Raw genomic sequence first — 23,410 nt, 5'->3', positions numbered from 1 at the left:
TCTACCCGACAGGGCGATCGAGAGGGACCGCATGACCGAGGACGTCGTGGACCGTGGCGGCCGTCGGGGCCGTCGGGGCGGGGTCACCGCACTGGCCGCCCTGCTGGTGTTGTCGGCCTTGGCGATGCCCAGCGACTTCGACTCGCTGACGCCGGCCACGTTCCTGCGGCTGCCGGTGGAGGGGTTGCTCGGCGTGGTGCTGGTGCTCGTGCTGCCCGAACGCGCGGGGCGGGTGCTGGCGCCGGTCGGCGGCGCGGTGCTCGGTGTGCTGCTCGTGGTGAAGCTGCTGGACATCGGCTTCGACGCGGTGCTGTACCGGCCGTTCGACCTGGTGCTGGACTGGCCGTTGCTGGTGCCCGCGGTGGACTACGTGGACGTGACGGCGGGGCGGTTCGCGGCGGTGGCGGCCGTGGCGGTGGTCGTGCTGCTGGCCGGCGCGGTGGTGGTGCTGACGGCGCGGTCCGCGCTGCGGCTGAGCTCGGTCGTGGGTCGGCACCGGCAGTTCGTCACGCGCGCGGTGGCCGTCCTCGCGGTCGTGTGGATCACGTTGGCCGCGCCCGGTCTGCGGGTCGCGCCCAGCGGTCCGATCGCGTCGCACAGCACGGCGGAGTTCGTCTACGACCAGGCACGTCGGGTGCAGGCCGGGTTGCGCGACCGGGAGGACTTCCTGGCGGAGTCCGCCGTGGACGCGTTCGGCGGTGCGGCGGGCGAGCAGCTGCTGACCTCGTTGCGCGGCAAGGACGTGGTGGTGGCGTTCGTCGAGAGCTACGGGCGATCCGCGGTGGAGCACCCCGACCTGGCGCCGCACGTCGGCGCGGTGCTCGACGCGGGCACCCGGCGGCTGGCCGACGCCGGGTACGCCGCGCGCAGCGCGTTCCTGACCTCGCCGACCGCGGGCGGCGGGAGCTGGCTGGCCCAGGCCACCCTGCTGTCCGGGCTGTGGATCGACAACCAGCAGCGCTACCGCACGTTGCTGGGCAGCGACCGGCTGACCGTGGGCGGGGCGTTCCGGCGCGCGGGCTGGCGCTCGGTCGGCGTCATGCCGGGCGTCACCCAGGCCTGGCCGGAGGGCGGGTTCTTCGGCTACGACCGGGTCTACTCGTTCGACGACCTCGGCTACCGGGGGCCGCGCTTCGGCTACGCGACCACACCCGACGAGTTCACCATGTCGAGGTTCCAGCAGTTCGAGCGCGACGCGGCGCACCCGCCCGTGATGGCGGTGATCCCGCTGCTGTCCAGCCACGCGCCGTGGTCGCCCGCGCCGACGACCGTCGGCTGGGACCGCCTCGGCGACGGCTCGGTGTTCGGGTCGATGGCCTCGGGCGAGGCGCCCGCGGAGGACATGTTCGGCCGCGACCCGGCGCTGGTGCGCGGCGACTACGCGCGGACCCTTGAGTACTCGCTGAACACCCTCGTGTCCTACGTGGAGACCTACGGCGACGACGACCTGGTGCTCGTGTTCCTCGGCGACCACCAGCCCGCGCCGTTCGTCACCGGGCCCGACGCGGGCCGGGACGTGCCGATCACCGTCGTGACCCGCGACCCGGCCGTGCTGGACCGGACCGCGGGCTGGGGCTGGACCGACGGGCTCAAGCCCGGACCGCGGGCGCCGGTGCGGCCCATGGACACCTTCCGCGACCAGTTTCTCACCACGTTCAGGTGACCGTCGGTCGTCCGGACCGGTCATCGGGGCCGATCACGCGAATGCGACGAATGCTCTACGGTCGGTGGCGCAGACGGATCACCTCATGGGGGAGTGCAATGAGATCCTTCCGACGCAGGCTGCTCACCGCCACCGCGTTGACGGCGGCGACGACGCTGGTCGGTGCCGTGACCACGGTGTCGGCCGCGGGGGCCCAGATCGACGTGAGCGCTCGGTTGGCCGAATCGCTGCGGCAGGCCGTGGTGGCGCAGGACTTCAAGGACGTGCTCGACCTGACGCCGCCGGAACTGGTCGCGGCGTCGAAGGCGGGCGCGCCGGAGAAGTACGACCCGTTGGCGCCCGAGGAGGCAGCCGCCGCCGGGGTGAACGCCGCCGCGGCCCGGCCGCTGCACCAGATGCCGAACATGGACCTCGCGGTGATCGAGCTCGACCGCTTCGGCCGGCCGATCGCGATGGCCGACGTGCTGCTCAGCCCGCAGTACCCGAACGGGGTCGTGGTGCCGCTGGACAAGCGGGAGCTGTCCACCGACCAGGTGCGCTACCGCTGGTGGGACGACACCGAGTGGGACGTCAACGGCGGTCGCGGCACGCGTGACGTGCTCGCCGGCCGGGAGAACGCGCCGATCGACTTCTCCTCGCCGTACCCGGCGTCGGTGCTCAAGCTGATGGTGGGCTTCGGCGTGCTGCGGCTGGCCGACCAGGGCCGGGTGAACCTCGACGCGGTCTACGACTACCGGCCGGTGACCCCGCACCCGGTGTGCGGCGCCGCGTCCAGCCGGGTGATCCGGCTGCACTTCGACGACATGATCACCAAGTCGCAGAACGAGTCGACCTGCGCGTTGATCAAGCTGATCCACGACCTCGGCGCGTGGGACGAGGTCAACCGCACGTTCGTCGAGCTCGGCATGCCGACGCTGATGGTCACCGGCACCAACCCGGAGAACGGCGGCCGGTGGATCGGGTCGAACATGAGCAGCATCGACACCGCGAAGCTGCTCCTGCTGGTCAACGGCGGTTCCGGCACGCTGTGGACGACCGAGGCGGGCCGTGCGGTGACCCGCGACGTGCTCAGCCCGGCGGCCCGCCTCCAGTTCCTCAAGTCGCTGGGCGACCAGGGGCACAACGAGATGCTGTCCACCACGAACCACTGCGGGCGCGCGTACCCGGTGCAGGGCATCCCGCAGAGGACGCCGTCGCGGTGGATCAAGGCCGACGGCACGATGACGGTCGGCGCCGCCGTGTACGACAGCGACGTGCGGCCGTGCGACGCCGCCGCCGAGGTGGCGTTCGGCCACAAGACCGGCTGGGTGGACACGACCGGCAGCGACGCGGGCATCGTGAAGTCCCTGCCGGGCAAGGAGAGGCGCAACTACATCGTGGTCGCGTTCTGCAACCTGGGCACCGACTACGTCGACACCTACCGGCCCGCCAACCGCCCCGGCGTCTTCCCGGTGCTCTACACCGAGAAGTACGCCAAGCTCGGCGCGGCCGTGGACCGGATCATGACCGACCTGGCGCTGCTCCCGCACGTGACCGCGCGGCGGGGTTAGTCGCCTGGGCGGCCACTCCGCCACGCCGCGGAGTGGCCGCCCACCGACCGGGTCCGTGCGCGGCGGGTCAGCGCTTGGCCAACCGGTTCGGGATCGGGGCCAACGGGTAGGCCTGCCAGAAGAACCGGTCGGCCGCGTGCTGGTCGGCGGCGAAGTTGATCGCCTCCACGATCCGCCTGCCGCGGATCCGGAACGCCAGGGCCCAGGTGATGTCCAGGCCCGCTGGCTTGGTGCTCCAGCCGCGGTGCAGGTCGACGACCCAGTCGCCGTCCGCGGCCAGGAACATCGGCTCGGCGCGGAAACCCGCCTTGCCGAGTTCGGCGAAGAACGCCAGCACCTCCTCGACGCCGACCTTGGTGCCCGACAGCGGGTGGTGGCCGGGGATCGTCCAGCGGATGTCGTCGGCGAAGAACCGGCGCAGCTTGCCGAGGTCGCCCGACCCGTAGGCCGCGTAGTAGTCCTTGATCAGCTTGACGTTCGGGTGGTCCCGGTCGTCCGGGGCGGCGGTCGCGGTGCCGGCGCCGAGCAGCGAGCCCGCCGCCACTCCCACCGCGGTCATCCCGAAACCACGCAGCAGGTCGGCCCGGGACACGCCTACAGGGTCTTCCGTCGTCATGCTCACTCCTGGTTGAGGGGTCACGAACTCCGCCGGCGTACGGGAATTCGTCGCCCTTCGACCGTATGGTCGCCCAGCGTGACAGGTCCAATACCTGCCGCGATTACCGATCCGCATAGGTTTCGGGCATCAGCCACAAAACGCCCATCGGGGGCAGGGTGAGCACCGCCGACGCCGGTTGACCGTGGTAGGGCACGTCCTCCGCGAGCACCTCGCCGAGGTTGCCCACGCCGGAGCCCCCGTAGTCGGTGCCGTCGGTGTTGAGGATCTCGCGCCACCGGCCCGACCGCGGTAGTCCGATCCGGTACTCCGGCCGCGCGACGTCGGCGAAGTTCGCCACGCACGCCACCACGTCACCACCGGCATCGCCGTCGCCACCGTCAGTGCCGTCACCGTGCCGCAGGAACGCGAACACCAGGTCCGACAGGTGCACCCACGAGAACCCGCCCGGGTCGGTGTCCCGGCGGTGCAGGGCGGGCGTCGCCCGGTAGACCCGGTTCAGGTCCGCGACCAGCCGCCGCACGCCCGAGTGCACGGGCGAGTCCAGCAGGTGCCAGTCCAGCCCGAACTCCGACCACTCGTCCCGCTGCCCGAACTCGCCGCCCATGAACAGCAGCTGCTTGCCCGGGTGCGCCCACATGAAGGCGAACAGCGACCGCAGCCCCGCCGCCTTGGCCCGGTCGTCACCGGGCATCCGGCGCCACAGCGAACCCTTGCCGTGCACCACCTCGTCGTGCGACAGCGGCAGCACGAAGTTCTCACTCCACGCGTAGGAGAGCGAGAACGCGACCTCGTCCGACCGGCCATCGCGATCCGCCGGGTCCTGCCCGAAGAACCGCAGGTCGTCGTGCATCCAGCCCATGTTCCACTTGAAGCCGAACCCCAACCCGCCGTGGTCGGTCGGCCGGGTCACGCCGGGCCAGGTGGTGGACTCCTCGGCGATCATCACGACGCCCGGGTGGTGCTTGTAGACGGTCGCGTTCAGCTCCTGCAGGAACCGCACCGCCTCCAGGTTCTCCCGTCCACCGTGGACGTTGGGCTCCCACGTGCCCTCGGGCCGCGAGTAGTCCAGGTACAGCATGGACGCCACCGCGTCGACCCGCAGCCCGTCCACGTGGAACTCCTCCACCCAGAACAGGGCGTTGGCCACCAGGAAGTTGCGCACCTCGGGCCGGCCGAAGTCGAACACGTACGTGCCCCAGTCAGGGTGCTCCCCGCGTCGCGGGTCGGGGTGCTCGTACAGCGCGGTCCCGTCGAACCGCGCCAACGCCCACTCGTCACGCGGGAAGTGCGCGGGCACCCAGTCCACGATCACGCCGATGCCGCGCTGGTGGAGCACGTCCACGAAGTGCCGGAAGTCGTCGGGTGAGCCGAACCGCGAGGTCGGTGCGTAGTAGGAGGTCACCTGGTAGCCCCACGAGCCGCCGAACGGGTGCTCGGCCACCGGCATCAGCTCCACGTGCGTGAACCCCAGCCCGGTCACGTAGTCCGCCAGCTCCTCGGCCAGCTCCCGGTACCCCAGACCGGGCTTCCACGACCCCAGGTGCACCTCGTACACGGAGACCGGTGCCCGTGACCAGTCCGTCGCCTCCCGTGCGGCCAGCCACGAGCCGTCACCCCACTCGTGGGCGGACGCGTGCACCACCGACCCCGGCAGCCGGGCCGCGAACGCCATCGGGTCGGCCTTCTCCCGCCACACCCCGTCCGCGCCCAGCACCCGGAACCGGTACTCCGCACCCGCCGCGACACCCGGCACGAACAGCTCCCAGACGCCGGCGCCCAGCCGCCGCATCGGCAACCCGGACACCTGCACGCCGGCGGCGTTCGGCGCCCACACCGCGAAGGCGGTGCCGGACACGCCGCCCAACGAACGGGGGTGCGCGCCCAGCACCTCCCACAGCCGTTCGTGCCGACCCTCGGCGATCAGGTGGAGGTCCAGCTCGCCGACGGTGGGCAGCCACCGGTACGGGTCGTCCACCAGCTCGATCCGGTCGGCGGACACCACCTCGAACCGGTAGTCCGCCAACCGCACCGGCACCACGCCGGAGAACAGCCCGTCACGCAACCGCCCCAACCCGAACCGCTCACCGGCCGACGTCACCACGGTCACCGCGACCGCGCCGGGCCACAGGGCGCGCACCACCGCACCGGCCGGCCGCGGGTGCGCGCCCAGCACCTGGTGCGGGTTCGGGTGCGTCCCGGCGAGCAGCCGGTCCACCGCCTCCGGGTCCGGCGCTCCGAGGTCCACGATGGACAGCTCGACGGTCATCGTCCACCTCCGGGCGCACCGGCCGCCTGCCCGAGGGATCGCTCCACCGCGCGCAGCGGGATGTCGACCCAGTCGGGTCGGTTGCGGGTCTCGTACACCGTCTCGTAGACGGCCTTCTCCAGCTCGAACGCGGTCAGCAGCGGCCCGACCGGGTCGAACCCGGCCACCTCCGCGTACCCGGAGATGAACGCCTCGCGGTTGTGCGCGGTCCACTGCCGTGCCCGGCGGCGCAACTCGGGCGTGGGGTTGAACAGCCGCAACTGGTGCTGGGCCGCGTAGTCCAGCGACCGCGCCATGCCCGCGATGTCGCGCAGCGGTGACTGCAACGCGACCCGTTCCGCGATCGGCGCGGCCGGCTCGCCCTCGAAGTCGATGAGCAGCCAGGTCGACGGCGTGCGCAGCGCCTGCCCGAGGTGCAGGTCGCCGTGCACCCGCTGCACCGGCACCCCGCCCGGGATGTCGGCGACCGCGGTGAACGCGGCCCGGAGCCGGTCGGCGTGCGGCGCGAGTTGCGGCACCACGCCCAGCGCCGACTCCAGGTGCGCGACCATCCCGTCGCTCAACGACCGGGCGCCCACCACGTCCGTGCCCAGCTCGCGCGCCAGGTCGGCGTGCACCGTGGCCACCGCGCCACCCAGCCGCCGCGCCTCGGCCGCGAAATCGGCGCCGGCGGACGCGGGTGGGGCGGTGGCGTCGGCGAACAGGTCCCGGACGCTGGTCATCGCCATCGCCCACCCCTCGGCCGCGTTCGCCGCGAACGCCTGCAACATGCCGAACGTGGCGGGCGCGCCGTCCACCGCGCCCTCGACCGCGCCGAGCAGCGTGGCGATGTGCGGCGACCGGGCCCGACGCAGGGCGCGGTGCGCCTCCAGGTCCGGGTTCAGCCCCGCCGCGAGCCGCCGGTACAGCTTGAGGATGTACCGGTCGCCGTACACGATCGAGGTGTTCGACTGCTCGGCCCCGATCGGCCTGCCGACCAGCCCGCGCCGACTCGACCCGGTGAACGACGGCTCCGGCGTGAACGTGACGTCGTCGCGTCGCGACCGCTGCCCGATCAGTCGCAGCAGCAGGGCGTTCAGCTCGGCGTCACCGGTCGCGTCGTACACCACGCACCCGTCGAACCCGGCGAGCACGGCGGGCGCGAGCCGGTCGGGCAACGTCGTGCGCACGCCGATCGGCACCTGGTACCGCTCGGCCGGACCGCCGTCGGCGAACCGCACCGACGCCACGACCAGCAGCCCCAGCGGCCCGCCGGAGGAGCGTTGGTCGACCAGTTCGGTGGCCTGCTCGACGTCGACGCGGTCGACCGGCCGGCCCTTCCCGCCGAACCAGCGCTGCCACGGCAGCCAGGCGGCCAGGGCGCGTTCCAGCCGGGGCCACAGGTCTTCGGTCGGCGGTGCCGACGGTCGGGCTCCGGTCGGCGGTGCCGACGATCGGGCCGCAGTCGGCGGTGCCGGCGGACCGGGGGGAACCGGGACCGGGGTCATCGGGCTTCTCCCATGCGGTGGATGGCGAACCAGTAGAAACCGTGACCGGGCAGGGTGAGCCGGTACGGGTCGGACTCGATCGGCGCGAACACCACGCCGCCGGTGAGCTCCACCGGCAGGCTGCCCGCGAAGTCGGACAGGTCGAACTCGGCCTGCTGCGGGAACCTCGACAGGTTGTTCACGCACAGGACGGTGTCGTCGCCGTGCACCCGCAGGTAGGCCAGCACGCTCGGGTTCGCGCAGGTCAGCTCGGTGAACGTGCCCAAACCGAACGACGGGTGCGCGCGCCGCACGGCCAGCATCCGCCGGGTCCAGTGCAGCAGCGACGACGTGGTGCCGAGCTGCGCCTCGACGTTGACGCCCTGGTAGCCGTACACCGGGTCGGCGATCGCCGGCAGGTAGAGCCGGCCCGGGTCGGACGACGAGAACCCGGCGTTGCGGTCCGGGGTCCACTGCATCGGCGTGCGCACGCCGTCCCGGTCGCCCAGCCAGATGTTGTCGCCCATGCCGATCTCGTCGCCGTAGTACAGCACCGGCGAGCCGGGCAGCGAGAGCAACAGCGCGGTGAACAGCTCCTGCTGGTTGCGGTCGTTCTCCAGCAGCGGTGCCAGTCGTCGGCGGATGCCGATGTTGGCCTTCATCCGCGGGTCCTTGGCGTACTCCGCGTACATGTAGTCGCGTTCTTCGTCGGTGACCATTTCGAGCGTCAGCTCGTCGTGGTTGCGGAGGAAGATGCCCCACTGCGCACGCGAGGGAATGTCCGGGGTCTGGGCAAGGATCTCGGAGATCGGGATCCGCGACTCGCGTCGTACGGCCATGAAGATGCGTGGCATCAGCGGGAAGTGGAAGGCCATGTGGCACTCGTCGCCGCCGACGTCGGGGTCGCCGAAGTACTCGACCACGTCCGACGGCCACTGGTTGGCCTCGGCGAGCAGCACCCGACCGGGGTACTCGTCGTCGACCACCTTGCGGCACAACTTCAGGAACTCGTGCGTGCGCGGCAGGTTCTCGCCGTTCGTGCCCTCCTCCTCGAACAGGTACGGCACGGCGTCCAGCCGGAACCCGTCGATGCCCAGGTCGAGCCAGAACCGCAGGACGTCGAGCATCGCCTCCTGCACGGCCGGGTTCTCGTAGTTGAGGTCGGGTTGGTGGGAGAAGAACCGGTGCCAGTAGAACTGGCCGCGCACCGGGTCGTAGGTCCAGTTCGACGTCTCGGTGTCGACGAAGATGATCCGCGCGTCCGCGTAGCGCTGGTCGTCGTCGCTCCACACGTAGTAGTCGCCGTACGGGCCGTCCGGGTCTTCCCGCGAGGCCTTGAACCAGGGGTGCGCGTCGCTGGTGTGGTTCATCACCAGGTCCGTCACGATCCGGATGCCGCGGCGGTGCGCCTCGTCCAGCAGGTGCACGAAGTCCTCGACCGTGCCGAACTCCGGCAGCACCGCGCGGAAGTCGGAGATGTCGTAGCCCCCGTCGCGCAGCGGCGAGGCGTAGAACGGCGGCAGCCACAGGCAGTCCACGCCGAGCCACTCCAGGTAGTCCAGCTTGGCCGCGAGGCCGCGCAGGTCACCGGTGCCGTCGTCGTTGTCGTCGTTGAACGCGCGGACGAGGACTTCGTAGAAGACCGCCCGCTTGTACCACTCGTGGTCGACGGGCAGCGCGTGCGCCCGCTCGTGCCGCACCGTCCCCGGTCGGCCCAGGGGCTGGATCCCGGTCACGCCTCACCCACCGACACGATGTGCGCGACCGCCTGCCGCGGGTCGAGCTTGACGTAGTTGGACCGGCCCCAGTCGAAGACCTCGCCGGTGACCTCGTCCCGGGCGGTGAACCGGGCGCCCTCGGGCAGCCCGAGCGCGGCCGGGTCGAGCGTGACCGTGCCGTCCTGCGGCCGGTCGGGGTCGAGGGTGACCACGCAGACGACCGCGCGCCCGCTGTCCGGGTCGGTCTTCGAGTACGCGATTAGGGCGTCGTTGTCGACCTCGTGGAACCGCAGCGTGCGCAGCTGCCGCAACGCCGGGTGGGCGCGCCGGATCCGGTTGAGCGTGGCCAGCCACGGCTGCAACGTGTCCCCGGAGTAGTCCCTGGGCCGCAGCTCGTACTTCTCCGAGTCCAGGTACTCCTCGCTGCCCTCGCGCACCGCCTGGTGCTCGAACAGCTCGTACCCCGAGTACACGCCCCACGACGGCGACAGCGTGGCGGCCAGCGCCGCGCGCAGCGCGAACATCGCCGGGCCGCCGTGCTGCAACGACTCGTGCAGGATGTCCGGGGTGTTCACGAACAGGTTCGGCGTGCCCTCGTCGGCGTGCTCGACCAGGTCGCGGCCGAACTCCTCCAGCTCCTCCTTGGCGGTGCGCCAGGTGAAGTAGGTGTAGTGCTGGGTGAAGCCGAGCCGGGACAGGCCGTGCAGGCGGGCCGGCCGGGTGAACGACTCGGACAGGAACAGCACGTCCGGGTCGGTCTGCTTGACCTGCCGGATCAGCCAGTGCCAGAAGTCCGGCGGCTTGGTGTGCGGGTTGTCCACCCGGAAGATCCGCACCCCCTGCCCGATCCAGTGCCGCACCACCCGCAGCACCTCGGCGTACAGGCCCTGCGGCTCGTTGTCGAAGTTGAGCGGGTAGATGTCCTCGTAGCGCTTGGGCGGGTTCTCCGCGAACGCGATCGAGCCGTCCGGGCGGCTGGTGAACCACTCGGGGTGCTCGGTCACCCACGGGTGGTCGGGCGCGCACTGCAACGCCAGGTCCAGCGCCACCTCCAGGCCGTGGTCGTTCGCGCGGGCGACGAAGCGCCGGAAGTCCTCCAGCGTGCCCAGGTCCGGGTGCACGGCGTCGTGGCCGCCGGCGCGTGAGCCGATGGCCCACGGAGAGCCCACGTCGTCGGGTCCGGCGGTGGTGCTGTTGTTGCGGCCCTTGCGGTTGACCTCGCCGATCGGGTGGATCGGCGGCAGGTACAGCACGTCGAAGCCCATGTCGGCGATGCGCGGCAACTCCTGCTCCGCCGTGGCGAACGTGCCGTGCCGCGGGTTGCCGTCCGCGTCCACCCCACCGGTGGAGCGCGGGAAAAGCTCGTACCAGGCCGAGAACCGGCCCTTCACCCGGTCCACCCAGACGTGGTGCGTCTGGCCGCGGGTGACCAGTTCGCGCACCGGGTGGGCGTGCATGGTGCGCCGCACGGCGTCCGACAGCGCGAGCTCGACCCGCTGCGCCAGGCCGTGCTCCCGTTCCCGCAGGGCCTGCGCGGCGGCGCGCAGCACCGGCCGTTCGGCCCGGCGGCGCAACCGGCGGGCGGCCCGGTCCAGCAGCCGGGCGCCCGCCTCCAGGTCGTTGGCCAGCTGTTCGGCGTCCTGCCCCGCGGTCAGCTTCGCCGTCACGGCGTGCCGCCACGTGGTCCACGGGTCGCTCCACGCGTCCACCCGGAACGTCCACATGCCCTCGCGGTCCGGGACGACGGCGGCGTACCACCGGTCCAACCCCGCGTCGGCGGGCGCCATCCGGATCCCGGTGCCCTTCGGGTCGCCCGGACCGCGCCACACCACCGTCGCGGCGACCGCGTCGTGGCCCTCCCGCCACACCGTGGCCGAGATCGGCACGTGCTCGCCGACGACGGCCTTCGCCGGGTGGCGGCCCGAGCTGACCTCGGGGGTGACGTCGTCGACCACCAACCGCCCGTTCACTGCAGCCCTCCCTCCAGTCGTGGTGCTCACGCGAACAGCGCGTTCACGACTTCCGGCGCGAGCAGGTCGCGCGCCAGGTCGAGCGGGGTGCGGCCGAGGTGGTCGACCAGGTCGGCGCGGGCGCCGGCGGCCAGCAGCACGCGGGCGGCGTCGGCGTTGCCGTGCCGGACCGCGATGTGCAGCGGTGTCTGGCCCGTGGTCGCGACCGGGGCGTCCACGATGGACCCGGCGCGCAGCAGGGCGGTCACCACCTCGACGGCGCCGTGCTCGGCGGCCTTGTGCAGCGCGGTCTGCCCGGAGCGCTCGGTGACCAGCACGTCCGCGCCACCACCGAGCAGCGCGCGGACCACCGTGTCGTCACCGCGCGCGGCGGCGGCCTGCAACGCGGTCAGCCCGGTCCGCTCGTCGTGCCGGTTCGGGTCGCCGCCGAAGGACAGCAGGTCGCGCACCTCGTTCACGTCGCCCGCCGCGGCCGCCGCGTGCAGGCGCGGCTCGCGGTCCGCGTTGAACGCGTTGACCTCGGTGTTCGGGTCGAAGTAGACCTTCCAGTGGGTGATCTTCCCCTGGTCGGACAGCACCACCTTGTGCATGTCCTCGATCTCGAACAGCACCTTGGTGCGGGTGTGCCTGCCCTTGGTGTAGACGACGGCGCAGGCCGTGTCGCCGTCCACGAACAGGCCGCGCAGGCCGTAGTCCAGCACCTCGGTCGTCTCGGCGCGGATGCGGAACGCCTCGGCGACCTCGTTCAGGCCGACGTGCGTGCCGAGGTACGGGATGACCGCGTTCCACTGGTCCTGCGGCAGTTCCAGCACCACGGACGGGGACAGGCCGGCCATGATCGCGGTCATGTCGCCGCGGCCGATGGCGCCGTACCAGTCGTCGACGATCTTGCGGGTGTCGATCCGGCTGTTGTTCACGTGTGGATTTCCTTTCAGCGGTGGGAAATCTCCCTGCTTCCAGGCTGACAGCGATCCACACGGGACACGAGGAACGGGCGGCGACTGCGGCAACATGCCGAAGAAGCGCGAAACCCCGCCGCACGCCTTCGTGGGGCGTGCGGCGGGGTTCCGCCGTCGGTTCCGGCCTAGCTGTAGCGGCCGATGACGTCCTGGATGAGCCCGTCGCGCACCAGGAACTCGTAGTAGAAGACCTCGGAGCCGCCGCGACCGGTGGCGAAGTCGTAGTCGACCCGGTAGCGGTCGCCGTTCCACCGCTCACCGGTGACCTCGTACCTGCCGCCCGGCTTGATGACCTCCGGGGTGAGGAAGCGGTCCATGATCTCCTGGCGGGACGGGTAGATCCGGCCCACGCTGTCGAACCGGGCGTCCTCGGCGAACGTGGCCGCGACACCCTCCGCGTCGCCCGCGTTCGCCGCGTCGGCGAACCGCTTCGCCAGTTCCGGCGCGGCGGCGCGGTCGGCGTCCGAGAGCGGCACGGACTCCGTGCTCGCCGTCGTGCCGGCACCCGCCACGGTGGTCGTCTGCCCGGCCTCGGCGGCGGGCTCCTCACTGCTGCACGCGGCCGCGGCGACGAGCGCCAACGCGGCCAGACCGATCCGTCGGTACATGTCGGTTCCTCACTTGGTTGGGCGTGGTCGGTAGTCGGGAGAACGGGAGCCCTCCGGCCCGGAGGTGTGGGGAACCTCCGGGCCGGAAGGTCGGGTTGGGCGCACGTGGGCGGGGACCTCCGTGCGCCACGCCCCGCGCCGCATCCACCGGGGGTGAGGGGAAGGGCGCGGGACTCCCTGGCCGGATGGTCAGGTGCGTCGGTCACCCCGCATGAGCACGACGATGAACGCGATGCCGACCAGGATCACCGCGATCGCGGCGAGGTAGGCGGCGTGGTAGCCCGCCAGCACGTCCCGCGGCTCGCCGGTGGGGCTGACCGTGGCGGCGAGCGTGACCAGGGCGGCGACGCCGACGCTGCCGCCCAGCTGCTGCGCGGTGACGTTCAGGCCTCCCGCCACGCCGTGCTCGTGCTGCGGCACGCCGGTCAGCGACGCGGCGGTCAGGCCCGCGAACGCGACACCCTGGCCGACGCTCATGACGAGGACCGCGGGGAAGATGTGCAGCCAGTAGTTCCCGTCGAGCGGCGTGACCGCCCACAGCCCGACACCGGCCGCGATCAGCAGCAGACCGGTGATCAGCAGCGGGCGTTGGCCGACCTTCGCCATCACGCGGCCCGCGACGTTCGCGCTGAGGACCACCGTGATGCCCATGGGCAGGATGGCCAGGCCGGACTGGAGCGGCGTGTAGCCGAGCAGCCCCTGCAGGTAGAGCGGTGCGAAGAACAGCACGGCCAGCACGGCGGTGAAGAAGACGACGGCCGCGACCGTGGCCGCCGAGACGGCGGGCAGCCGGAAGATGCCCAGCTGGAGCAGGGGGTTGTCCACCCGCTGTTCCCACCACACGAAGCCGGCCAGCAGCACGACGGACAGGGCGAGCGGGCCGATCGTCAGCGGGTCGGTCCAGCTGCTGTGGCTGGCCTGGCTCAGGCCGAGGACCGCGAGCAGCAGGCCGCCGGTGACCGAGGTGGCGCCGACGACGTCGAGCTTCTCCGGCTTGCGCGTGCCCACCGGCAGCACGGACCGGACGGCGAGGAGCACGGCCAGCCCGATGACGACGTTGAACACGAAGACGGCCCGCCAGCTGAAGAAGTCGGTGAGCACGCCGCCGATCACCACGCCCGCGCTGAAGCTGGACGCGCCGACGCTGGTGTAGACGGCCAGCGCCTTGTTGCGGCGCGGGCCTTCCGGGAACAGCTCGGTGAGCAGGGCCAGGGACGCCGGGCCGGAGAGCGCCGCGCCGACGCCTTGCAGCGCGCGGGCGACCATGAGGATCTCGGCGGACGGCGCGATCGCGGCCACCACGGTCGCGGCGGTGAAGAGGCCGACGCCCAGGGTGAACACGCGGCGTCGGCCGAGCACGTCGGCCGCGCGACCGCCGAACAGCAGGAATCCCGCGAACGTGACCGCGTAGGAGGTCATCGTCCACTGCAGACCGGTGCTCCCGATGTCGAGGTCGTGGCCGATGACGGGTAGCGCGGCGTTGACCACGGCCACGCTGCTGGTGTCGAGTGCGAGTGCGGCGGCCAGGACGACGACCGCGAGCCAACCGGCCTGGGGCGCCGGTTGGGGTATGCCGGTGTCGACGGGGTCGACGTGGGTAGACATGCGTGTGCTCCAAAAGTTCGTGTGCACGGTCGTGCCGTGCGTGATGTGAGGTCTGCTCGCTCAACCGGCGCAGGGGCGCGGAGCGGGCAGCGGTCGTGCTTCGAGCGGCGGTTCGATCGCCATGTCGCGGTTGTCCCGCGGGCACCGGCACCCGGTCGGGATCATGTCCCGGTTGTCCCGGGAGCGCTCGATGGCGATCACCGTGCCGCGCACGCCTGCCGGCGCGAACCGATGGGCTCTCCCTGCCGCGGTCCCGGCGGGGCGGCCGCCGTCGCGCAGGGAGAACGGGTGGGTTCGGCTGGGTGCGGGGCGGGTGCCCCGCGGCGGGCGTGCCGGCATGTCGGTGGTTCTCTCAGTTCCCGGTCGGTTCTTCGATGTCGGTCGCACGGCCGACCGCGCGCCACTGGTCGAGCTCGGCCCGAACGGTGTCGAGCCGGTCGCCGATCGCGTCCACGGCGTCGTTGCCGAGCACCAGCCGCAACGGCGTCCGCTCGGCGTCCAGCGCGTCGCGGATCGCCTGCGCCGCCTTGGCCGGGTCACCCGGCTGGGTGCCGTCCATCTCGCGCACCAGCTTGCGGATCGGGTCCATCACTTCCGCGTACTCAGGGATCGGCGTGCCGATCCGCAGGGCGTTCCCCGCGAACGCCGTGCGGAAGGCTCCGGGCTCCGGGATCAGCACCTTGACCCCGAACGCGGCCACCTCGACCGCCAACCCCTCGGACCACCCCTCCAGCGCGTACTTCGCCGCGCAGTAGGCGGAGAACCCGGGCCACACGACCTGACCGCCCATGCTGGACATCTGCACGATCGCCCCGGTCCGCCTGGCCCGCATGTGCGGCAGCACCGCCTTGGTCAACGCCACCGGCCCGTGCAGGTGCACGTCCATCAGCGCCCGCAGCTCGGCGTCGGGCGTCTCCTCCGCCGCGCCGATGAAGCCGTGCCCGGCGTTGTTCACCAGCACGTCGACCTGCCCGTGCCAGGTGATGGCGTCCTGGACCGCGTGCGCGATCTCCGCACGATCCGTGACGTCGAGCCGCAGCGGTGTCACCCGATCCGGTGCCAGCGCGGTGAGCGAAGCGAGTGACTCGACGTTGCGCGCCGTGGCCACAACGGTGTCGCCGTGCGCCAACGCGTTCTCCGCCAGCGCCCGGCCCAGACCCGAAGAGGTGCCGGTGATGAACCACACTCGCGCCAGCGCGGAGCCGGTGGCGGCGGGTACTCGGTTGTCGCTCAAGGGTCCTCCTCTCCAGTGGTCCGGTGTTCGCCCTGCCCGTACAGAAGACACCGGGACTTCACGCCGAGTCCAAGACCCTTGCCCATACGCTCACGGCATAGATCGCTATCCGAGGGGGCTCCACCATGGACGTAGACACCCGCGTCCTGCGCTATTTCGTCGCGGTCGCCGAGCACCTGAGCTTCACCAGGGCCGCGGAACGGCTGTTCGTGTCCCAGCCCGCGTTGAGCAGGCAGATCCGCCAGCTCGAAGCCGACCTCAAGGTGCCGCTGTTCGAACGCACCAGCCGGGAGGTGCGCCTCACCAACGCCGGCGAGGCGCTGTTACCGGTGGCGCGCGACCTGATCGCCGACTGGCAGACCGCCCAACGCACCGCGCGCGGCATCGCGGCGGCGGAGTCGAGGGTGCTGCGCATCGGCTTCGAGGCCACCGGCGCCGGTCCGCTGACCACCAGGGCCCGCACCACGTTCGCCGCACGTCACCCGGACGTGACGATCGAGCCCAAGCGGTTCGACTGGGGCGGTGAGGCGGCGGCGCTGCGGGACGGCCTGGTCGACATCGCGTTCCTCTGGCTGCCCGCGGACACCACCGGTTTCCACACCGAGATCGTCGCCGTCGAGGAGCGCATGGTCGGGCTCGCGCGCAAGCACCGGCTCGCCGAGCGCGAGAGCGTGGGCATCATGGACCTGGCCGACGAGCCGGTGATGTGGACGCGCAAGGCGCCCAAGTACTGGGTGGACTGGTGGGCGGTCAACCCGCGCCCCGACGGCTCGGAACCGGTGTGGGGACCGGAGAACGACAACGTCGAGGAGATGCTGGAGCACGTCGCCGCCGGCGCCGCCATCTGCATCGGCCCGAGCTCGATGGCCGCCTACTACGCCCGTCCCGACCTGGTGTGGCGACCGATCACCGACGTCGCACCGCTGCGCATCGCCTTCGCCTGGCCCGCCACCAGCACCCACCCCCTGGTCGCCGACTTCGCCGCGGTCGTCCGCGAAGTCTCCGACCTGCCCCAACCCCCGAACTCGCCCGAGGACTGACCCGACCTACCGCCGCGACATCCCTCGCCCGTCCCACCCCCACGCCCTGACCCCAGCCACCCCTCACCCAGCCACTCCCACCCAGCCACCCCTCACCCAGCCACCCCCCCTGCGAGGTCGCGTCGACCGTTCGCGTCCTCATTTCCCGACGATCACGCTTTTCGATCGTCGGGAAATCAGGGCGCGAACGGTCGACTTCCAGGCGACCGAGCCCGCCATCTGCGGAGCAGGGGCAATTCAACTCAGTTCCAGCGCGTGCTCGCGCCCGCCGTCACGTCGAGCACGGTGCCGGAGACGTACCTGGCCCGCGGTGAGGCGAGGAACGCGATCGAGTCGGCCACGTCCTCCGGCTCGATCAACCCCACCGGCTGCGTGTTGTACCCGCGCAGGGCCTTCTCCAGGTCCTCGACGGTGGTGCCGCCCGCCCACCGGTAGGTGGCCTCGTTGAGCACCATCGGCGTGCGCACACCGGTCGGCGCGACGCCGCTGACCCGCACGCCCACCGGCCCGACCTCCGTCGCGACACCCTTGACCAGGCCGATCACGCCCCACTTCGCGGCCTGGTAGTGGGGGAGTTGCGGCGCGCCGTGGCGGCCCTCGCTGGACGACACCACGATGATCGACCCGCTCTTGCGCGCCACCAGGTGCGGGATGACCGCGCGCATGGTGTTCGCCACCCCGACCAGGTTGACGTCGATGACGTCGGCGAACTGCTGCGGCGACATGTCGGCCATCGGCGCGTAGGTGTTGATGCCCGCGTTGGCGACCGCGATGTCGAGCCGGCCGAAGTCGCGCACCGCCTGCCGGGCCACCTCCTGCATGCGTGCGGCATCCCGCACGTCCGCCTTCACCGCCACCGCGCGCCGGCCGACCGACCGGACCGCGCGCACGGTCTCGTTCAGCTCGTCCTCGCTGCCCAGCGGGTAGTCGAGCCGTATCGCGCGGGGTGCGGCGATGTCGAGCGCCACCACGTCCGCGCCCGCCCGGGCCAGCGCCAGGCACGTGGCCCGGCCGATGCCCCGCGCCGCGCCGGTGACCAGGGCGACCTGCCCGCGCAGTTCACCCGCGCGCTCGGCGCCCGGCTGGGCCTGTGCCGCGCCCGCGCCGACCACGCCTGCCGCTACCCCGGCCGCCGCGCCCGCGCCCGCCAACAGCGCCCGCCTGCTCACCGCACCCCGGCCGTCGCCGCGCCGGTCGGCACCCGGCCGGTCGATACCCTGCCCGTCGAATTCGGGCTGCTCATCGGTCATGGCCTCGATCGTGGTGAGCCCGCCCGTGCGGTGTCCAAGACCCGCGACGATGCCGTTTGGTAATAGCCCTCGTGCACCCGGTCAAGTCCGCCTAATCGTCCGGCCGACCTTGTCGATCATGGACGCGGCCGAGTTGACTGGAGCTCGTTCCCGGGCACGTCGCCACCGAATCCCTTGTCCACCAAGGAGATCGGCCGTGCCCAGACACCCAGCCAAGGAGAGAATCCATGAGTGACGCGGTGCGCACGCTGCTGCTCAACGCGGTCCGCCGCGACGACGTGCACGAGGTCCGCGGCCTGCTGCGCAACGGGGTCGACCTCAACTCGCGCGGCGCGGACGGCCTCACGCCGCTGATGATCGCCGCGGGCAAGGGGAACGCCGACCTGGTGCGGCTGCTCATCGACGCGGGCGCCGACGTCTACACCACCGACAGCGCCGCCGGCGGCACCGCGCTGCACAAGGCGGTGCAGGGTGGCGACCTGGAGACCGTGCGGGTGCTGGTGGAGGCGGGCGCGTTCGTGGACGCGGTCGCGACGACCACCGGCCACACCCCGCTGCTGGACGCGTTCTGGTACAAGCGACCCGACATCGTCGGCTACCTGCTCGACCGCAACGCGGGCCTGAACCTGTCCACGCACTACGGGTTCTCGATGCGCGACCACTTCGAGTACGCGATCAACGTCAACACGCTGGGCCGGGAGAAGCTGCTGGCCGCGGAGGCGTTGCTGAAGCGGCGCATCGAGGCCGACGAACGCGCGGTCGAGAGGCAGAAGCTGATGGCGGCCACCGCCGCCGGAGACCTGATCGCGGTGCAGGTGCTGCTGGCCAACGGCGCCGAGGTCGACGCGCGCTTCCCCGTGCTCAACGGCTTCAACGACCTGCACACCCCGCTGCTGGTCGCGGCCCGCGACGGCCACACCGAGATCGTCCGCGCGCTCATCGCGGCGGGCGCCGACGTCAACGCCACCGAGCCGACGTTCGGCGCGGTGCCGCTGCACAAGGCCGTCTACAACGGACACGCCGACATCACCCAGATCCTGGTGGACAACTCCGCCGTGGACATCGACTTCCAGGGCTCCACCAACGGTTACACGCCGCTGCACGACGCGCTCTGGCACGGCTTCGAGGAGTGCTCGCGCATCCTCGTCCGCGCCGGCGCGCGGCTGGACCTGGTCGGGCACGACGGCAAGACGCCGTTGGAGATGGCGGTGGACGTCTTCGGCCCCGACCACGACCTCACCGACACCATCCGCAACGCATAAGGGGAACCATGCTGTTCTACTGCCAGATGAAGTGGAACCACGAGGGGCGCATCAGCCTCGACGAGCTGTGGGAGATCGAGGAGGAGGAAACCCGCCACGCCGAGGAGACGCTGAACTCCGGCTACTGCATCGGCCTGTGGAAGGTGGCGGGCCAGAAGCGGGTCATCGCCGTGGTGGACGCCGAGTCCGCCGAGGAGCTGGACCGCTCGGTGTTCCGCCTCCCGATGCGCGAGTACATCGAGTTCGAGGAGATCTGGCCGCTGCGCGACTACCTCGGTTTCGCGGAGGACGTGGCCAACCGCTACCGCCCTACCGAGGCGGAGACCGGCCGATGATCCACCAGCTGATCTTCGCGTACCCCCGGCCCGGCATGAGCGAGCAGGAGTTCCACCGCTACTGGGTGGAGGAGCACGCGGTCCGGTACGCGAGCCGCATCCCGCAGATCCGCCAGTACGCCGTGGACACCAGGGTGGAGCTCGCGCTGGACGAGCCCGAACCGCTGTGGTCGGGCGTGGCCGAGATCTGGCTGGCCAACGAGGAGGAGCAGCTGGCGTCGTTGCAGACGCCGGAGTTCCTGGAGGGCGCCCGCCTGGACGAGCCGCGCTGGGCCGCGTTCTGGCGCACGCTCGTGCTCGACACCGACGCGCACGTGGTGGTCCCCGGGCCGCCGCAGCGCGCCGACGCCCCGGGCACCAAGCTCTTCGTGCTGGTCAAGCGCAAGGAGGGGATGCCCCTCACCGAGTTCCGCCAGTACAGCAGGGACGCGCACGCGTCGCTGATGGCCAAGGTGCCCGGCCTGCGCCGCTACTACCAGAACCACACCCGTGACGGCGCCTACGGCATCGGCGAGGCCACCTTGGACTGCGCCTACCAGCTGTGGTTCGACGACGCGGCGGCCCTGCGCAACGCCCTGCGCACCCCCGAGTTCCAGCGCGCCATGGCCGACCTCGCCACGTTCACCGAACCCCGGTACGTGCACACCCTGGCGGTCCGCGAGAACTGGATCCTCGGGCCGTCGGAAAACATCACCTAGGCAAGTCCCGGATATCGTCGGGCATTTCTTGTCCAACCACCGGCACCACCGGTTGGATGAATATCGCAAGACCTCGCAAATACCTTCCTAAGGAGAACCATGACCAAGCGCGTGCTGGTCGTCCTTTCCGAATTCGGCTACTGGGGCGAGGAACTGGTCGGCCCGGTCGAGGCGTTCGACGCCGCCGGCTACCGCACCACCTTCCTCACCGCGAACGGCAAGCGGCCGCAGGCCCTGCCGCCGAGCCTGGACCCCGAGTACCTCGACCCGCCGCTGGGTCGCTCGGTCACCACGCCCGACATGGCGCGTCGTGCCCGTGAGCTGGACGCTTCACCGCGGCTGGACAACCCGCTGAGCCTGGCCGACCTCATCCCCGAGCGGCCCTACTACAGCGCGGTCAACCACCTCCGCGAGGTGGAGGAGTACCACCGCAGGCTCGACGGCGCGGTCGCCGACCTGGTCGGCAGCTTCGACGCCCTGGTCCTCGTCGGTGGCTCCGGCCCGATCGTCGACATGGCGAACAACGAGCGCCTGCACGAATTGGTGCTCGGTTTCGTGAACGCCGACAAGCCCATTCTCGCGGAGTGCTACGGCGTCGCGGTGCTGGCTTTCGCGCGTGACCTGGAGACGCGCGAGAGCATCATCCAGAACAAGCACGTGACCGGCCACCCGAAGGAGTACGACTACAAGGACGGCACCGGCTTCATCGGCGTCGAGTTCAACATGGGCCCGCCGCCGTACCCGCTGGAGTACATCCTCCGGGACGCCACCGGCCCGGTCGGCCGCTTCCACGGCAACGTCGGCAAGGAGACCTCGGTCATCGTCGACTACCCGTTCATCACGGCCCGCTCCACGCCCGACTCGATCCTGGCGGGCGAGCTCCTCGTGCGGACGTTGGAAGACGGCCTGCGCCGGTACGGCTGGTAGGGCACGGCCCGGAGAGGAGAGGACAAGGCATGAACGGCAGGCCAGGAAAGGTCGCCATCTTCGAGCAGTTCGCGGCCGACGGCATCGAGTACATGTTCGGCAACCCGGGGACCGTCGAGCAGGGGTTCCTGGACGCGGGTGGCGAGTTCGACGTCGAGTACCTGCTGGCGCTGCACGAGGGCGTCGCGGTGGGCATGGCGGACGGTTACGCGCGGGCCGCCCAGCGACCGGCCCTGGTCCAGCTGCACAGCGGGGTCGGGCTCGGCAACGGGATCGGGATGCTCTACCAGGCCAAGCGGGGCGGTTCGCCGCTCGTCGTGGTGGTCGGCGAGGCGGGCATCCGCTACGACGCGATGGACGGGCAGATGGCGGCCGACCTGGTCGCCATGGCGGAGCCGGTGACGAAGTACGCGACGCGGGTCGTCGACCCGTCGTCCACGCTGCGGGTGCTGCGCCGGGCGGTCAAGATCGCGATGACGCCGCCGCGCGGTCCGGTGCTGGTGGTGGTGCCGGCCGACGTGCTGGACGAGATCACCACCGAACCGGCGTTCCCGACCCCGATCCCGAACACCCGGGTGCTCCCGGAGACCTCGCTGGTGGCGGAGGCCGCCACCACGCTGCTGGCCGGTGAACGCCGGTTGGTGCTGATGGGCGACGGCGTCGCCACCAGCGGGGCGCAGCGCGAGCTGACCGCGGTCGCCGAGGCGCTGGACGCGCGGGTGTGGGGGGTGAACTCCTCGGAGTTCAACTTCGACGCCACGCACCGGCTCTACGGCGGTCAGCTCGGCCACATGTTCGGCGCGGACAGCGCCCGCGTGGTCGCCGAGGCCGATTCGGTGCTGATCGTCGGCACGTACGTGTTCCCCGAGGTCTTCCCGTCCTTGGAGAACCCGTTCAAGCCCGACGCGAAGATCGTCCACATCGACCTCGACAGCTACGAGATCGCGAAGAACCACCCGGTGACGGTGGGCGTCGTGGCCGACCCGAAGCTCACCCTCGCCGCACTGGGCAAGGAGATCAACCGCCAGCGCCCCGTCACCGGCACGCCGCCGGAGGCGCCGCGCGGCCGTCCGGTCCACCCGGAGCCGTCGTTGCAGGAGGACACGGTGCTGGACCGGTTCGTGCGGCGGCTGGCCGGTCGCGCGCCGGAGGACCTGGTGGTGTTCGACGAGGCGCTGACCGCGTCGGGCCCGTTGGCCAAGCACCTGCCGCCGCGCGAACCCGGCCGGTTCTTCCAGACCCGCGGCGGTTCGCTCGGCGTCGGCATCCCCGGTGCGCTGGGCATCAAGCTGGCCAGGCCGGAGCTGCCGGTGGTGGCGTTCACCGGCGACGGCGGCTCGATGTACACGTTCCAGGCGCTGTGGACGGCGGCCAAGTACGGCATCGGCGCGAAGTTCGTCATCTGCAACAACCGCCGCTACCACCTGCTCGACCTGAACATCGAGCAGTACTGGCGGGAGCAGGGGATCTCGCCGCACGCCTACCCGGCGGCCTTCGACCTGTCCAAGCCGGAGATCGGGTTCACGCAGCTGGCCGAGGGGCTGGGCGTCCCGGCCCGCCGGGTGGAGAAGTTGTACGAGGTGGACACCGCCGTGGAGGCCATGTTGGCGCACGACGGCCCCTACCTCATCGACCTGGTCATCGACTGAAGCGGGAGGCGCGAGCAATGACAGGGGGAACCGGTGACCAGCTCACCGAGGCGGCCGTCCTCGGCCTGGTGCGGGACTGGTTCGCCGCACTCGACCGGCACGAAGACGTCGAGGTGCTGCTGGGACTGTTGGCGCAGGCCGGTCTGGTGATGCACCTGCCGGAGCGCACGGTGCGCGGCCACGACGACTTCAGGTCCTGGTACGGCGAGAACGTCAACACCTACTTCGACGAGGTGCGCGAGGTGCTCGACATGACGGTGGCGGCCACGTCGCCGCTGCACGCCGAGGTCTCGCTCCGGGTGAACTGGCAGTCCCGGATGTGGACGCCGCCCGCGCCGAACAGCGCGTGGATCGGCCTCACCACCACGCAGACGTGGTCGGTCGTGCTGTGCGACGGCCGCCCGAAGATCCGCACCTGCACCGTCGGGGGCTCGACCCCCATGCCGGGATCCGCCGCACCGCGCGCGACCGAGTCCGCTCACGAGAGCGCCGCGGCGTAGCGCGTCGATCCCCGCCACCGGATCGCCGCGGGGACGAACCGGTGGCCTCCGCGGCCCGGTCCGGCGGGTCGGCGAACCCGCCGGACCGGGC

19 protein-coding genes are annotated in these 23,410 nt (G+C 71.5%); 9 read left to right on the top strand and 10 right to left on the bottom strand.

What is annotated here, in order from left to right:
- Nucleotides 1-31: 31 nt before the first annotated feature.
- Complete coding sequence (locus tag ACYVLT_RS36950) at nt 32-1,663, top strand: sulfatase-like hydrolase/transferase (protein ID WP_461124812.1); 1,632 nt, start codon at nt 32-34, stop codon at nt 1,661-1,663.
- 98 nt (nt 1,664-1,761) lie between these two features.
- Nucleotides 1,762-3,213, top strand: a complete 1,452-nt coding sequence (locus tag ACYVLT_RS36945) for a serine hydrolase (protein ID WP_461124811.1) — start codon at nt 1,762-1,764, stop codon at nt 3,211-3,213.
- A 67-nt stretch (nt 3,214-3,280) separates the two neighbouring features.
- Here the strand turns inward: ACYVLT_RS36945 and ACYVLT_RS36940 are convergent, their stop codons facing one another.
- The 9 genes from ACYVLT_RS36940 to ACYVLT_RS36900 all read right to left on the bottom strand — a co-directional run bounded on the left by ACYVLT_RS36940 (nt 3,281) and on the right by ACYVLT_RS36900 (nt 15,658).
- A complete protein-coding gene (locus ACYVLT_RS36940; protein WP_461124810.1) occupies nt 3,281-3,829 on the bottom strand; it encodes a nuclear transport factor 2 family protein in 549 nt (182 codons plus the stop codon).
- 103 nt (nt 3,830-3,932) lie between these two features.
- On the bottom strand, nt 3,933-6,098 hold the full coding sequence (gene glgB / locus ACYVLT_RS36935; RefSeq protein WP_461124809.1) for a 1,4-alpha-glucan branching protein GlgB: 2,166 nt from the start codon (nt 6,096-6,098) through the stop codon (nt 3,933-3,935).
- Nucleotides 6,095-7,585, bottom strand: a complete 1,491-nt coding sequence (locus ACYVLT_RS36930; RefSeq protein ID WP_461124808.1) for a maltokinase N-terminal cap-like domain-containing protein — start codon at nt 7,583-7,585, stop codon at nt 6,095-6,097. The genes glgB and ACYVLT_RS36930 overlap by 4 nt, the downstream gene beginning before the upstream one ends.
- Nucleotides 7,582-9,282: a maltose alpha-D-glucosyltransferase gene (treS, locus tag ACYVLT_RS36925; protein ID WP_461124898.1), complete on the bottom strand. Its 1,701-nt coding sequence runs from the start codon at nt 9,280-9,282 to the stop codon at nt 7,582-7,584. Before treS ends, ACYVLT_RS36930 begins: the two co-directional genes overlap by 4 nt.
- A gap of 14 nt (nt 9,283-9,296) precedes the next feature.
- Nucleotides 9,297-11,252, bottom strand: a complete 1,956-nt coding sequence (locus ACYVLT_RS36920) for a maltotransferase domain-containing protein (RefSeq protein ID WP_461124807.1) — start codon at nt 11,250-11,252, stop codon at nt 9,297-9,299.
- Nucleotides 11,253-11,278: 26 nt separating this feature from the next.
- Entirely contained in the window at nt 11,279-12,169 is an 891-nt protein-coding gene (locus ACYVLT_RS36915) for an ankyrin repeat domain-containing protein (protein WP_461124806.1), read from the bottom strand.
- Nucleotides 12,170-12,336: 167 nt separating this feature from the next.
- Nucleotides 12,337-12,819 (bottom strand): nuclear transport factor 2 family protein, encoded by a 483-nt coding sequence (locus tag ACYVLT_RS36910; protein ID WP_461124805.1) that lies wholly within the window; start codon nt 12,817-12,819, stop codon nt 12,337-12,339.
- A 189-nt stretch (nt 12,820-13,008) separates the two neighbouring features.
- Complete coding sequence (locus ACYVLT_RS36905) at nt 13,009-14,424, bottom strand: MFS transporter (RefSeq protein ID WP_461124804.1); 1,416 nt, start codon at nt 14,422-14,424, stop codon at nt 13,009-13,011.
- Nucleotides 14,425-14,776: 352 nt separating this feature from the next.
- A complete protein-coding gene (locus tag ACYVLT_RS36900; RefSeq protein ID WP_461124803.1) occupies nt 14,777-15,658 on the bottom strand; it encodes an oxidoreductase in 882 nt (293 codons plus the stop codon).
- Nucleotides 15,659-15,783: 125 nt separating this feature from the next.
- On the opposite strand from ACYVLT_RS36900, the gene ACYVLT_RS36895 reads away from it, so the two are divergent.
- Nucleotides 15,784-16,698, top strand: coding sequence for a LysR family transcriptional regulator (locus tag ACYVLT_RS36895; protein WP_461124802.1), 915 nt, complete (start codon nt 15,784-15,786; stop codon nt 16,696-16,698).
- A 242-nt stretch (nt 16,699-16,940) separates the two neighbouring features.
- Here ACYVLT_RS36895 and ACYVLT_RS36890 read toward each other — a convergent pair whose 3' ends face one another.
- Nucleotides 16,941-17,948, bottom strand: coding sequence for a mycofactocin-coupled SDR family oxidoreductase (locus tag ACYVLT_RS36890; RefSeq protein ID WP_461124801.1), 1,008 nt, complete (start codon nt 17,946-17,948; stop codon nt 16,941-16,943).
- A gap of 227 nt (nt 17,949-18,175) precedes the next feature.
- On the opposite strand from ACYVLT_RS36890, the gene ACYVLT_RS36885 reads away from it, so the two are divergent.
- The 6 genes from ACYVLT_RS36885 (at nt 18,176) to ACYVLT_RS36860 (ending at nt 23,319) form a co-directional block, all read left to right on the top strand.
- A complete protein-coding gene (locus tag ACYVLT_RS36885; protein ID WP_461124800.1) occupies nt 18,176-19,210 on the top strand; it encodes an ankyrin repeat domain-containing protein in 1,035 nt (344 codons plus the stop codon).
- A gap of 8 nt (nt 19,211-19,218) precedes the next feature.
- On the top strand, nt 19,219-19,545 hold the full coding sequence (locus tag ACYVLT_RS36880; protein ID WP_461124799.1) for a muconolactone Delta-isomerase family protein: 327 nt from the start codon (nt 19,219-19,221) through the stop codon (nt 19,543-19,545).
- Nucleotides 19,542-20,243: an EthD domain-containing protein gene (locus tag ACYVLT_RS36875; protein ID WP_461124798.1), complete on the top strand. Its 702-nt coding sequence runs from the start codon at nt 19,542-19,544 to the stop codon at nt 20,241-20,243. The genes ACYVLT_RS36880 and ACYVLT_RS36875 overlap by 4 nt, the downstream gene beginning before the upstream one ends.
- A gap of 99 nt (nt 20,244-20,342) precedes the next feature.
- Entirely contained in the window at nt 20,343-21,170 is an 828-nt protein-coding gene (locus ACYVLT_RS36870) for a type 1 glutamine amidotransferase domain-containing protein (RefSeq protein ID WP_461124797.1), read from the top strand.
- Nucleotides 21,171-21,199: 29 nt separating this feature from the next.
- Complete coding sequence (locus ACYVLT_RS36865; RefSeq protein WP_461124796.1) at nt 21,200-22,819, top strand: thiamine pyrophosphate-binding protein; 1,620 nt, start codon at nt 21,200-21,202, stop codon at nt 22,817-22,819.
- 17 nt (nt 22,820-22,836) lie between these two features.
- Nucleotides 22,837-23,319 carry a hypothetical protein gene (locus tag ACYVLT_RS36860; protein WP_461124795.1) on the top strand — a complete coding sequence of 161 codons (483 nt, stop codon included), beginning with the start codon at nt 22,837-22,839 and terminating at the stop codon, nt 23,317-23,319.
- Nucleotides 23,320-23,410 lie beyond the last annotated feature (91 nt).

Source organism: Saccharothrix stipae (assembly GCF_054781895.1).
Note: the sequence above shows the minus strand (reverse complement) of the source record. Positions and strands in the feature narration are given on the sequence as shown.

Excerpts from the sequence above, each read along its gene's own strand:
- ACYVLT_RS36950 (WP_461124812.1), top strand. The coding sequence starts at position 32 with ATGACCGAGGACGTCGTGGACCGTGGCGGCCGTCGGGGCCGTCGGGGC.
- ACYVLT_RS36945 (WP_461124811.1), top strand. The coding sequence starts at position 1,762 with ATGAGATCCTTCCGACGCAGGCTGCTCACCGCCACCGCGTTGACGGCG.
- ACYVLT_RS36940 (WP_461124810.1), bottom strand. The coding sequence starts at position 3,829 with ATGACGACGGAAGACCCTGTAGGCGTGTCCCGGGCCGACCTGCTGCGT.
- glgB (WP_461124809.1), bottom strand. The coding sequence starts at position 6,098 with ATGACCGTCGAGCTGTCCATCGTGGACCTCGGAGCGCCGGACCCGGAG.
- ACYVLT_RS36930 (WP_461124808.1), bottom strand. The coding sequence starts at position 7,585 with ATGACCCCGGTCCCGGTTCCCCCCGGTCCGCCGGCACCGCCGACTGCG.
- ACYVLT_RS36910 (WP_461124805.1), bottom strand. The coding sequence starts at position 12,819 with ATGTACCGACGGATCGGTCTGGCCGCGTTGGCGCTCGTCGCCGCGGCC.
- ACYVLT_RS36905 (WP_461124804.1), bottom strand. The coding sequence starts at position 14,424 with ATGTCTACCCACGTCGACCCCGTCGACACCGGCATACCCCAACCGGCG.
- ACYVLT_RS36895 (WP_461124802.1), top strand. The coding sequence starts at position 15,784 with ATGGACGTAGACACCCGCGTCCTGCGCTATTTCGTCGCGGTCGCCGAG.
- ACYVLT_RS36890 (WP_461124801.1), bottom strand. The coding sequence starts at position 17,948 with ATGACCGATGAGCAGCCCGAATTCGACGGGCAGGGTATCGACCGGCCG.
- ACYVLT_RS36885 (WP_461124800.1), top strand. The coding sequence starts at position 18,176 with ATGAGTGACGCGGTGCGCACGCTGCTGCTCAACGCGGTCCGCCGCGAC.
- ACYVLT_RS36880 (WP_461124799.1), top strand. The coding sequence starts at position 19,219 with ATGCTGTTCTACTGCCAGATGAAGTGGAACCACGAGGGGCGCATCAGC.
- ACYVLT_RS36875 (WP_461124798.1), top strand. The coding sequence starts at position 19,542 with ATGATCCACCAGCTGATCTTCGCGTACCCCCGGCCCGGCATGAGCGAG.
- ACYVLT_RS36870 (WP_461124797.1), top strand. The coding sequence starts at position 20,343 with ATGACCAAGCGCGTGCTGGTCGTCCTTTCCGAATTCGGCTACTGGGGC.
- ACYVLT_RS36865 (WP_461124796.1), top strand. The coding sequence starts at position 21,200 with ATGAACGGCAGGCCAGGAAAGGTCGCCATCTTCGAGCAGTTCGCGGCC.
- ACYVLT_RS36860 (WP_461124795.1), top strand. The coding sequence starts at position 22,837 with ATGACAGGGGGAACCGGTGACCAGCTCACCGAGGCGGCCGTCCTCGGC.